The sequence below is a fragment of the Bacteroides sedimenti genome (assembly GCF_040365225.1).
Taxonomy (GTDB): Bacteria; Bacteroidota; Bacteroidia; order Bacteroidales; family Bacteroidaceae; genus Bacteroides; species Bacteroides sedimenti.
Genome location: NZ_AP028055.1, coordinates 2,310,414 through 2,322,317, shown reverse-complemented (window position 1 = coordinate 2,322,317; position 11,904 = coordinate 2,310,414). Strand labels below are relative to the sequence as shown.

General features: G+C 40.9%; 9 protein-coding genes. All 9 read left to right on the top strand.

Going from position 1 to position 11,904, the window contains the following annotated elements; all coding sequences use genetic code 11:
- Positions 1-74: 74 nt before the first annotated feature.
- The 9 genes from ABWU87_RS09165 to ABWU87_RS09125 all read left to right on the top strand — a co-directional run bounded on the left by ABWU87_RS09165 (position 75) and on the right by ABWU87_RS09125 (position 11,695).
- Positions 75-1,277, top strand: coding sequence for a cyclically-permuted mutarotase family protein (locus tag ABWU87_RS09165; protein ID WP_353330083.1), 1,203 nt, complete (start codon positions 75-77; stop codon positions 1,275-1,277).
- A gap of 60 nt (positions 1,278-1,337) precedes the next feature.
- Entirely contained in the window at positions 1,338-2,966 is a 1,629-nt protein-coding gene (locus ABWU87_RS09160; RefSeq protein ID WP_353330081.1) for a sialidase family protein, read from the top strand.
- 279 nt (positions 2,967-3,245) lie between these two features.
- Entirely contained in the window at positions 3,246-5,195 is a 1,950-nt protein-coding gene (locus ABWU87_RS09155) for a family 20 glycosylhydrolase (RefSeq protein ID WP_353334445.1), read from the top strand.
- A gap of 11 nt (positions 5,196-5,206) precedes the next feature.
- Positions 5,207-5,866, top strand: a complete 660-nt coding sequence (locus tag ABWU87_RS09150; protein ID WP_353330079.1) for a GDSL-type esterase/lipase family protein — start codon at positions 5,207-5,209, stop codon at positions 5,864-5,866.
- Positions 5,867-5,872: 6 nt separating this feature from the next.
- Positions 5,873-7,933, top strand: a complete 2,061-nt coding sequence (locus tag ABWU87_RS09145; protein WP_353330077.1) for a GDSL-type esterase/lipase family protein — start codon at positions 5,873-5,875, stop codon at positions 7,931-7,933.
- A gap of 22 nt (positions 7,934-7,955) precedes the next feature.
- Positions 7,956-9,191, top strand: coding sequence for an MFS transporter (locus tag ABWU87_RS09140; RefSeq protein ID WP_353330075.1), 1,236 nt, complete (start codon positions 7,956-7,958; stop codon positions 9,189-9,191).
- Positions 9,192-9,208: 17 nt separating this feature from the next.
- Positions 9,209-9,655 carry a YhcH/YjgK/YiaL family protein gene (locus tag ABWU87_RS09135; protein ID WP_353330073.1) on the top strand — a complete coding sequence of 149 codons (447 nt, stop codon included), beginning with the start codon at positions 9,209-9,211 and terminating at the stop codon, positions 9,653-9,655.
- Between the two features lie 422 nt (positions 9,656-10,077).
- Entirely contained in the window at positions 10,078-10,647 is a 570-nt protein-coding gene (locus tag ABWU87_RS09130) for an RNA polymerase sigma-70 factor (RefSeq protein WP_353330071.1), read from the top strand.
- A gap of 46 nt (positions 10,648-10,693) precedes the next feature.
- A complete protein-coding gene (locus ABWU87_RS09125; protein WP_353330069.1) occupies positions 10,694-11,695 on the top strand; it encodes a FecR family protein in 1,002 nt (333 codons plus the stop codon).
- Positions 11,696-11,904 lie beyond the last annotated feature (209 nt).

Sequence of the window (11,904 nt, the reverse complement as noted above, 5' to 3'; positions counted from 1 at the left end):
CGCATAATGGTTTTAACTGCTAAGCGATAAATCTGTTTCTTAAAGGTGTTTTGACTCTTATTCAATGAATTATAATGAATTACTTAAGATTATTTTCACTAGCAATATTTTCATCCCTGCTTGTTGGTTGTGCTATTCAACCACAAAGCCGCAGAGGAGTGCATACCGTTGACTGGCAATCTCTCACAGAGGTCTCTCCAGGAAACGGTAATTTTGCGAAAGGAGTTTCCGCTTGTTTTGCAGGATATCAGAATGGCTCTCTGATTATTGCTGGAGGATGTAATTTCCCTGATGTTCCGGCAGCCGAGGGAGGAAAGAAAATCTTTTATGATGATATATATGCTGCCCATGTACAGAATGATACTGTCCAAAAATGGGAGAGAATAGGTAATCTACCTGCTCCTTTGGCCTATGGCGTTTCGGTATCAACTCCCAAGGGTCTGGTATGTGTAGGAGGAATCACACCCGATGGACCAACTACAATGACATATCGATTAGAGTATAATAGTGCATCTGGTAATGTATCCGTGCATAAATTAACTCCATTGCCCAATACAGTTGATAATATGACCGGGGCACTGGTAGGAAATACACTTTATATCGTGGGCGGCAATGTTGATAAGAAACCTTCTTCTCGTATGTTTGCCCTGAATTTAAACAGCGATACTGCCAGTTGGCACGAACTGACACCTGTTCCGGGTAATCCGAGGGTTCAGCCGGTATGCGCGACAATCCGGAAAAATGGGAAACCTTGCCTGATTGTAACGGGTGGTTTTGCTGGAGCGTTTGCGAATGAGGATGCTTCCTTAAGCACTGATGCCTATTGTTTTGAACCGGAAACTTGCAGCTGGGTAAAAATTGCCACCCCGGTTGGTACGGATGGTAAGCCTCTCTCCTTAGGCGGAGGGGTGGCGGTTACGCTTGACGATTCGCTGATGCTTTGTATGGGAGGTGTGAATAAGGATATCTTTCTGAAGGCTCTTCAGCGTGAACAAGCATTAAAGAAGGCTGTGGCTGAGAACAATCAGAAGAGGATTGATGAGCTTCGTGAAGATGCGAAAAAATATATGAAACAACCTGTCGATTGGTATAAGTTTAATAAAGAAGTACTGATTTACTCGCCGGTTAAAGATAGCTGGACATCGGTGGGAAGTTTCAAACAAACTGCACGGGCAGGTGCTGCTGTGGTATCAATGAACAAGGTTGTTTATCTGTTTTTCGGAGAATTGAAGCCTGGTATTCGTACCCCGCAGATTTGGAAAGGAAAAGTTGATTAGCTTTTTGCTAGAGACGATAGATATTAATTTGCTTATAAACCCCTAAAATAACTGACTGACATGAATTACAGAAAATTGTTATTCACTTTGCTGCTCTCTTGTGGAGCAATTAACTCTTTTGCCCAGGATACGGTAAAAGTGAAAGAGACTCAAGTTCCTGTTCTTATTGACAGGCACGACAATGTGCTTTATTATCTGCGCCTTCATGCCAAAGAGAGCCGTTCACTGGACTATGTTACCCTTACTTTGGATAACAATGTGCCTCTCGAAGCAATTAAATCAGTGAAACTTTATTATGGAGGAACAGAAGCTCGTCAAAGGGAATCGAAAAACCAATTTGCAACACAGCCTTACATTTACCGCGATGAGCCGGGTAAAACGCTTGAGGCAAATCCTTCGTACTCTATATTGAAGGATAAAACGGGTAAACTAACAAGAAAAATCAGGCTGACAGCGAATCAGAACCTTTTCCCGGGTCTGAATTATTTCTGGGTGAGCCTGGAGATGAAACCAAAAGCTTCTTTGCTGACAAAAATAACTTCTCGCATTGATGAAGTGACTCTTGATGGAAAGAGTGCTCCGCTGAAATTCGAGACAGAACCTGTAACTCACATGATGGGTATCGGTGTACGCCATGCAGGTGATGATGGCGTAGCTTCCTATCGTATCCCCGGACTTGTTACTACCAACAAAGGAACTCTATTGTCCGTATATGACGCCCGTTATAACAATAGCGCCGACCTACAGGAATATGTAAACATTGGTCTGAGCAGAAGCACCGACGGCGGACAAACTTGGGAAAAAATGAGATTGCCATTGGCATTTGGAGAATACGGTGGACTGCCTAAAGCACAAAACGGTGTAGGCGACCCAGCTATTCTGGTGGATAAGAACACAGGAACAATCTGGATTGTTGCAGCATGGACTCACGGTATGGGTAACAATCGTGCTTGGTGGAGCTCATATCCTGGAATGGATTTGAACGAAACTGCTCAGTTGGTTATGACAAAGAGCGATGACGATGGTAAAACATGGTCGCCTCCAATCAATGTGACTCCACAGGTGAAAGATCCATCCTGGTATTTCTTACTGCAAGGTCCCGGAAGTGGAATCACCATGAGCGATGGTACATTGGTATTTGCTTCGCAATACATTGATTCTACACGTGTGCCCAATGCAGGAATTATCTATAGCAAGGACCATGGCAAGACATGGAAAATTAGTAAGCTGGCACGAACAAATACTACAGAAGCTCAAGTGGCAGAAGTGGAACCGGGAGTTCTGATGCTGAACATGCGCGATAACCGAGGCGGAAGCCGTGCCGTGGCTACAACAAAAGACATGGGCGAAACATGGACAGAACATCCTTCTTCCAGAAGTGCCCTGATTGAATCGGTTTGTATGGCAAGCCTTCTTAAGGTGGAAGCTAAAGATAATGTACTGAACAAGGATATTCTTCTTTTCTCGAACCCGAATACAGTAAAAGGTCGTCACCATATTACCATCAAAGCAAGTCTTGACGGTGGACTTACCTGGTTGCCTGCAAATCAGCTGCTATTGGATGAAGATGAAGGCTGGGGTTATTCTTGCCTCACCATGATTGATCGTGAAACAGTGGGCATACTTTACGAAGGTAGTGTAGCCCATATGACATTCCAGGCGATCAAACTGAAAGATATAATTAAATAACCAAATTATCTTGTACAAAAGAATGAATTGTTCTGTACAAAACAATTCATTCTTCTGTACAGAAGATTGCATTCTTTTGTACAGGCATTTATATTTCTTTCGCCATAGATTTATATTTCTTCGGGATATTCCAAATAAAGCAAGAACAATGCTTTGAAAATAATCTTCAAAAAAGATAATTCAATGAATCCAGTTACATCTTTATTTTCTTCAAGAAAGACGCAACGCCTTTTTTCAGCCTTGATTTTACTATTCTGCTTTCAGCCGTTCTCTCCTCTAATGGCAGGAATCACACATCTTTTGCCAAAACCTCAGCAGATTCATTCTAATGGACAACAATTTGTCATTGGTAATATTTCCTTGTCATCACCTGTATTAACTACCGAATGGACAGATTTTATACGCGAAGCAGGAGGTAAGATTACTTCGGATGCCAAGCAGAAAATTGAAGTTCGCCTGACAGATACCCTGGCGGGGGTATCGCTTAATAAAGATGAAGCCTATCATCTTGATGTCACAAACAAAAAAATTACCGTAGAGGCTCTTTCACCTAAAGGAGTGTATTGGGCAATCCAAACTCTGCGTCAGCTTAAACAGACAGACAGGAAGAAAACGTTTCTGGAAGGTTGCGTTATCACCGACTGGCCTGCGTTCCGTATCCGTGGATTTTTGCAGGATGTAGGTCGAAGCTACATTTCCCTGCCGGAACTGAAAAAAGAGATAGCGGCTCTTTCCCGTTATAAGATCAATGTATTTCATTGGCATCTAACTGAAAACCAGTCATGGCGACTGGAAAGCAAAGTTTACCCGGAGTTGAACGACAGTGCAAACACCACCCGTATGCCGGGAAAATATTATACTTTGAAGGAGGCTAAAGAACTGGTAGAATTCTGCAAACAGCATAATGTTTTGCTGATTCCGGAGATTGATATGCCGGGACACAGCGCGGCCTTTATCCGCACCTTTAAATGTGATATGCAAAGCGCTGAGGGAATGGCAATTCTCAAACGATTGGTTGATGAAGTGTGTGCAACATTTGATGTACCTTGGCTTCATATTGGAACTGATGAGGTGCAGTTCACTAATAAGAACTTTGTGCCCGAGATGGTGGCTTTTGTCCGCTCGAAAGGGAAGAAGGTGATTTCATGGAATCCGGGCTGGAAGTATCAACCCGGTGAGATTGATATGACGCAGCTCTGGAGTTATCGTGGAAAAGCTCAGAAAGGGATTCCGGCTATTGATTGTAGATTTCATTACCTGAACCACTTTGATACTTTCGGAGATTTGGTGGCGCTATATAACAGCCGCATATATAATCAGCCGCAGGGAAGTGAGGACATTGCCGGAAGTATTCTGGCTTTTTGGCACGACAGGTTGGTAACTCCTGAACAAAACATGATACTCGAAAATAACTTCTATCCCAATATGCTGGCTTTCGCCGAGCGTTCCTGGATAGGTGGCGGTTCCGAATATTTTGACGGAAACGGGGTAATCCTTCCTAAGGAAGATACAAAAGAATTCAAAGAGTTTGCTGACTTTGAACGTAGGATGATTTGGCATAAGGAGCATAATTTCAAAGGTTATCCGTTTGCCTATGTCAAGCAGACCAATGTGAAATGGAACATAACCGACGCTTTCCCCAATGAAGGCGATTTAGGAAAAGTATTTCCTCCCGAAAAGGAGCTGAAAGCAGAGTATCTGTATGAAGGAAAGAGTTACGGCGTTCGTCAGGCAACGGGTGCGGGTATTTATCTGCGACATGTATGGGGAACATTTGTACCTGCGTTCTATAAAGACCCTCAGGAAAACCATACGGCATATGCCTGGACCTGGGTGTGGTCACCTAAAGCGCAAGATACTGGATTGTGGGTGGAATTCCAGAATTATAGCCGATCTGAGATGGATTTAGCGCCTCTTCCAGGAAAGTGGGATTACAAAGATAGCCGCATCTGGTTAAATGATTCAGAAATTCTGCCTCCGGTATGGACGGCCACTCATAGAGAGAAGAGCAATGAAATAGCACTTGGAAATGAAAACTGTGTCGCACGGTCACCGTTAATGGTACATCTCAACAAAGGATGGAACAAGGTTTTTATGAAACTTCCGGTAGGGAAATTCTCATTACCCGAAGTAAGGCTCGTAAAATGGCAGTTTACTGCGGTTTTCGTTACCCCCGACGGAAGCCGGGCGGTTGATGGACTGATCTATTCTCCTGATAAAACTAAATGATATTTACTGCGATGAAAAAGTTATTCTTATTTACGCTCCTGATTCTTTCCTTTGTTTCTGTTTCTGCTCAGAAAAGGAAATATTCCACCTTTTATGAACAACGTGCCTCGCTGTTTGAGTTGTTGCCCACTACATCGAAAGATATTATTTTCTTAGGCAACAGTATTACAAACGGCTGTGAATGGGCAGAGCTGTTTAATAACCCACATGTGAAAAACCGTGGAATCAGCGGTGATATATGCGAAGGAGTTTATGATCGGCTTGATCCTATTGTGAAAGGAAAACCGGCCAAACTGTTTTTGCTGATCGGGATAAATGATGTGTCAAGAGGAACTTCGGCTGATACTATAGCATTGGGCATCAAACGTATTATAGAAAAGGTACAATCCGCTTCACCGCGCACAAAAATCTATTTGCAGAGTGTGCTTCCGGTAAGCAATGAATACAACATGTTCTCAACACATACCTCAAGAGGGAATGTAGTTTTGGAGATAAACAGCCGATTGGTTAAATTGGCCAAAGAGAAGAAAATAACTTATATTGATTTGTATTCTCATTTTGTGAACAAGGAAACAGGTAAATTACGTTCTGATTTATCTAATGACGGACTTCACATGTTGGGTAAAGGATATATGCTCTGGAGAGATTTGGTTAAACAGTATGTAAAATAAGATGAGATGAAAAAGATATTAATTTTCTTACTCCTTTTGAGCTCGACTTCTCTTTGGAGTAAAGGTAAAATTAAGGTAGCCTGTGTGGGTAATAGTGTAACTTATGGTTATCTGCTCCCTGACAGGGAGATTAATGCTTATCCTTTCCAGTTACAAAGAATGCTGGGAGATGGATACGAAGTAGGAAACTTCGGGAAGAGCGGCGCAACTCTGTTGAATCATGGACACCGCCCCTATATGCAGCAGGAGGAGTTTAAGAAAGCAATGGCTTTTGCCGCCGACAGAGTTGTAATTCATCTTGGATTAAACGATACGGACCCCAGAGACTGGCCCAATTACCGCGATGAATTTATAAACGATTACCGTGCATTAATAGACTCTTTCCGCAGAATAAACCCTACCTGTAAAATATGGATATGCCGGTTATCACCGATAACTCATCTTCATCCGCGTTTTCGCTCAGGAACCCGCGATTGGTATGGACAAATTCAGCTGGCAATTGAAAATATTGCAACTCATGCAAATGTTGGGTTGATTGATTTTGAAGAAGGACTATTTAACCGCCCCGACCTTCTGCCCGATGCCCTTCATCCCAATATTGAAGGTGCCGGAATATTGGCAAAAACGGTTTATTCTACCCTTACAGGAAACTATGGAGGATTGCAGATGCCTCAGATATATTCTGATAACATGGTACTGCAACGGGATATTCCTTTAAATATATCCGGAACAGCCAATGCCGGAGAGAAAATATCAGTAGAGATAAATGGCCAAAAACAGACAACCAATGCAAGTGAAAATGGGAAATGGAGTGTAACTCTTACTCCCCTCAAAGCAGGCGGACCATACACTCTCTCCATTCAGGCGAAGAGCAAAAAGCTATTATATAAAAATGTATTGGTAGGAGAGGTGTGGATTTGTTCGGGACAATCGAACATGGCCTTTATGCTGAAACAGGCTGTCACTGCTAAAGAGGCAATTGCCGGTGCAAAGAATCCTGCAATTCGTCTTTTTGACATGAAACCGCGTTGGGATACTTATGCCGTGGAGTGGAATGCAAGCGTACTCGATTCGTTGAATCGTTTGCAATACTATAAAGACGCAACTTGGAAAGAGTGCGAGCCCGAAAATGCGGCCTCTTTTTCTGCTATCGGTTACTATTTTGGAAAGATGCTGGCAGACAGTCTGGGAGTTCCGGTTGGATTGATTAATAATGCCGTGGGAGGTTCTCCTTGTGAATCGTGGATTGATAGACGTACGCTGCAATATGAACTGCCCGATATGCTGAATGATTATACCAGGAATGACATGTTGCAGGATTGGGTGCGCGAAAGAGCAGCGCTTAATGTTAAGCAATCCAAGAATAAGCAGCAACGTCATCCTTATGAACCGTGCTATCTATTCGAGTCGGGAATACTACCGCTTGCCCAATATACAGTGAAAGGAGTTGCTTGGTATCAGGGAGAATCGAATGCTCATAACATGGAATTATACGAAAAGCTTTTCCCAATGATGGTGAATAGCTGGAGAAAATATTGGAATAATCCTAGTATGCCTTTTGTTTATGTGCAGCTTTCCAGTCTGAACCGTCCAAGCTGGCCTTGGTTTCGCGATGCACAACGCAGGTTGATGAATCAGATTTCAGATGCATACATGGTTGTTTCGAGTGACAGGGGAGACTCACTGGATGTGCACCCCCGCATGAAAAAAGAAATTGGCGAACGCGCAGGACGATGGATGCTGAACAAGGTATACAAACATGATGGTGTAACACCTTCGGGACCACTGTTCCGTTCGGTTTCATTCAAAGACGCTGTAGCTTATATCACATTTGATTATGCTCAGGGACTCTGTACTTCGGATGGAAAAGCTCTTCGCTCGTTTGAAATTGCTGGTGAAGATAAGGTTTACTATTCTGCTTCGGCCGAGATTATGGATGGAAAAGTGAAGATTTGGTCGGATAAAGTAAACAATCCTCTATTTGTTCGGTATGGATGGCAACCGTTTACGCGGGCGAATCTGGTAAATGGCAGTGGCCTGCCTGCATCTACTTTTGGGAATGAATAATAAATAAATAATAATTATAGAAATGAAGAATAAAAAATTTTATCCCTGGTTGGTTGTTGCTCTTTTATGGGTGGTAGCCTTGTTGAACTATATGGACCGTCAGATGCTTTCTACCATGCAGGAAGCGATGAAGATGGATATAGTTGAACTAAACAAGGCAGAAGCCTTTGGTGCCCTGATGGCTGTATTTCTTTGGATATACGGTTTTATGAGCCCGGTAGCCGGAATGATTGCCGATAAGATGAGCCGTAAATGGCTTATTGTAGGTAGCTTATTTGTTTGGTCGGCTGTGACCTATATGATGGGTTATACCGAGAACTTCAGTCAGCTATATATATTGCGTGGTATCATGGGGGTCAGTGAAGCCCTTTACATTCCTTCGGCTTTATCATTGATTGCCGACTGGCACCAAGACAAATCACGTTCGTTGGCCATCGGTGTTCACATGACAGGTCTTTATACCGGACAGGCCATTGGTGGTTTCGGGGCGACAGTTGCCGCTGCATTCTCCTGGCAGGCCACTTTCCACTGGTTTGGTATTGTTGGAATTGTCTATTCACTCTTCTTGATTTTCTTATTGCATGAAAACCCAAATCATATCAATGTGAAGAAACTGACTCCCGATGAACCGAAGGAGAAATCATCCATGTTCAAAGGACTGTCTCTTTTATTCAGCAATGTAGCTTTCTGGGTAATCCTGTTCTACTTTGCTGCACCAAGTTTACCGGGATGGGCAACCAAGAACTGGCTTCCTACACTCTTCTCTGAGAACTTAGGTCTTCCAATGGCCGAAGCTGGTCCGATGTCAACCATTACCATTGCGGTTTCTTCGTTTATCGGGGTTATTCTTGGAGGTGTTCTTTCTGACCGTTGGGTGCAAAAGAATATCCGTGGCCGTATCTATACCGGTGCAATTGGTTTGGGGCTGACTATTCCTTCCCTGCTTTTGCTTGGGTTTGCACACAGCTTTGTTGGTGTTATCGGAGCTGGTCTTCTGTTTGGTATCGGTTATGGTATGTTCGATGCAAATAACATGCCGATTCTCTGTCAGTTTGTTTCTGCGAAACAACGTGCAACTGCTTACGGTATTATGAATATGGTTGGTGTATTTGCCGGTGCTGCTGTGACTCAACTATTGGGTAAATGGACAGATGGTGGTAATCTGGGCTTAGGATTCTCTATGTTGGGGGGTGTGGTGCTTGTAGCATTGGCATTACAACTTTTGTTCCTTAAACCCAAAGCCGATAATGTAGATTAATTAAAATTGGAAAAATTATGATAGTATCAAATTTACAGAATAGCAAAAGGATTGAATCTCTTCATCCGCTATTTCCTCAGCTGTTTGCTTATGTAAAATCGCACGATTTGTTGCATGCCGAATTAGGACGTATAGAAATAGACGGTGATAATCTGTTTATTAATAATGTAAACCCGGAATGTGTAGCCAGCGATAAGCAGGTACTTGAGCTTCATCATGACTATATTGATGTACACATTCTTCTTGAAGGAAAAGAAACCATTGGATGGAAGGCCACTGAAGACTTGAGTGAAGAGGTTAAATCTTATCAGAAGGAAGGTGACTGTGCTCTTTATTCTGACAAACCTACTACCTACGTAAATATTAAACCCGAAGAGTTTGTGATTGTATATCCGGAAGATGCCCACGCACCGGTAATTGGTGAAGGAAAGATAAGAAAACTGATTGCAAAGGTTAAATTATAATAGATTCTTTCTTCTAAAAAAGCAATGTCAAAGGCGCTCGATTATTTCGGGCGCTTTTTTTTTGCTTATTACAAACCAAATAAAGAACAAAGAGAGCTAATTTGTGTTTTTGGGCATATTGCTTTAAACTGAGCTCATCACATGCTCTTTAAATGCGAAAATTATTCTATCTTGTTCGGGGGCATGTAGAATTTTCGAGATTTTCGTCAAATGATTTGCAAAAAACATAAAATTTAAAGAATATTTGTAGCTGGATAGTGCACAAAGTTTTTGCATTTCTGTGGATGCTAAACAGAAAAATAGATGCACCCTTTTATTAACCAATCTTTCATTAATAACATTAAGTCAATAGACTGCAATAAGTGTTTTTTGAAAGATGATTGTTATAATTAAATATATCTATATAACTTTAATTGAAATACATGAAAAACAGCATGAATGAAGATCATGTTCATATAATATTCGATGGATTATTCCGAAGATATTATCCTAAGCTACTTTTTTATGCAACCAGATTTTTAAGCAACGGAGAAGCCGAGGATATAGTACAGGAAACGTTCCTCGAACTTTGGAAGCGTAAAGATGTATTGGATATGGACGGTCAGATTCAGGCATATCTTTATCGGCTGGTGTATAATAAAGCAATTAATGTACTGAAGCATAAAAAGATAGAAAATGAGTATAGTACGGAGGTTGAGGAAGTTTACAAACGTAAAATAGAATTTTACGAGCCCGATTCTAATGATACAATTAAGAGATTAGAAAATATGGAGCTTAGGCAGGAAATAGATGAAATGATAAATCAACTTCCTGATAAAAGCAGAAATGTTTTTAAACTTAGCTACTTGCATGGCCTGAAAAATAAGGAAATAGCTGAAACACTCAGTATCTCTGAAAGAACTGTAGAGGCACATATGTACAAAGCCTTAAAGTTTCTTAGAAATAACTTAAGTCATCTCTCTTTTTTAATTTTATTAAGTCTTATAGATTAAGTGTTTCTTCATTTATAGTTGTTATTTATACAAACAGATATTTATAATGGATAATATAGAAGAATTATTATTGAAGTATTTTAATGGCGAATGCTCAAAAGATGATTGGAGGAAGATCAATCTATGGCTAAGCGAATCGGAGAATAATGCTAGAGAATTATTCTTAATGGAAGAGGCTTTCCATTCAGGCAATAACAAGCATCTTTATTCTTCAGATAATGTGGAAAAAGCCAGAATCCGATTATATAGAGAGATCGAAAAACAGGATCGTTCTCAAAACAGATCTTTTCGTATTTATCCTATTTTGAGATATGCTGCAATGATCATCATTATTCTGACCTTTGGAACAATGGGGACAACTTATCTGGTAAGATATTTATCCCGGACGAAAGAGGTTGTAGTCTCTGTCTCTGACAATGAATCAGTGAAAGAGGTACAATTACCTGATGGTACCAAAGTTTGGCTGAACCATTCTACCATTCTTAAATATCCGGAATCTTTTGGAAAAGATAATCGTGGAGTAGCTCTGAATGGAGAGGCTTATTTCGAAGTAAAAAAAGATAAGTCAAAACCGTTCATTGTAAGCAGTGATGCTATGCAGATAAAAGTACTTGGAACAATCTTTAATCTGAAGAGTAGCAAATATGACAGGCTGGCTGAAGTGGCTTTAATAGAAGGTTCGGTTGAAGTAAAAGGAAACCGGGATGAAGGACATATTGTGTTAACACCCGGACAAAAAGCAGAACTCGACCTAAAAAACGGGCGATTAGTGGTTAAACAAGTAAATGCAAAATACGATGCGGTGTGGAAAGATAACCTGATACCTTTTGAAAAAGCCACAATATCTCAAATAGCTAATACACTTGAACATTTCTATAAAGTGAGAATTGTTGTCTCTCCCAATACAGATAAAAACACTTATTCAGGGGTTATTAGGAAGAGAGGAAGCATTGATTCTGTACTCAATTCTTTAAAAAATGCCATACCTTTCAGTTACAAAATAGGTAGTTCCAATACAATTTATATAAATTCTTCCTATAAAAAGTAACTTAATTTTTATTGCCCACACATAGAAACATGGAAGTTTCTTGAAGCCTGACATATGAAAACCAATCTATATCTTATGGCGAGTATGCCTCGTCATATAAATTTGTGCGGCTATACAAACTACCATAAAACAAAGTAACACATGCTTTATTATTCCATATAACATTATTATTATGAAAACAATTTAGAACCTTCGTGTAAAATCATATC

Bases quoted from the DNA above. Each gene is read 5' to 3' on its own strand.
- ABWU87_RS09165 (WP_353330083.1), top strand. From the start codon at position 75: ATGAATTACTTAAGATTATTTTCACTAGCAATATTTTCATCCCTGCTT.
- ABWU87_RS09160 (WP_353330081.1), top strand. From the start codon at position 1,338: ATGAATTACAGAAAATTGTTATTCACTTTGCTGCTCTCTTGTGGAGCA.
- ABWU87_RS09155 (WP_353334445.1), top strand. From the start codon at position 3,246: ATGGCAGGAATCACACATCTTTTGCCAAAACCTCAGCAGATTCATTCT.
- ABWU87_RS09150 (WP_353330079.1), top strand. From the start codon at position 5,207: ATGAAAAAGTTATTCTTATTTACGCTCCTGATTCTTTCCTTTGTTTCT.
- ABWU87_RS09145 (WP_353330077.1), top strand. From the start codon at position 5,873: ATGAAAAAGATATTAATTTTCTTACTCCTTTTGAGCTCGACTTCTCTT.
- ABWU87_RS09140 (WP_353330075.1), top strand. From the start codon at position 7,956: ATGAAGAATAAAAAATTTTATCCCTGGTTGGTTGTTGCTCTTTTATGG.
- ABWU87_RS09135 (WP_353330073.1), top strand. From the start codon at position 9,209: ATGATAGTATCAAATTTACAGAATAGCAAAAGGATTGAATCTCTTCAT.
- ABWU87_RS09130 (WP_353330071.1), top strand. From the start codon at position 10,078: ATGAAAAACAGCATGAATGAAGATCATGTTCATATAATATTCGATGGA.
- ABWU87_RS09125 (WP_353330069.1), top strand. From the start codon at position 10,694: ATGGATAATATAGAAGAATTATTATTGAAGTATTTTAATGGCGAATGC.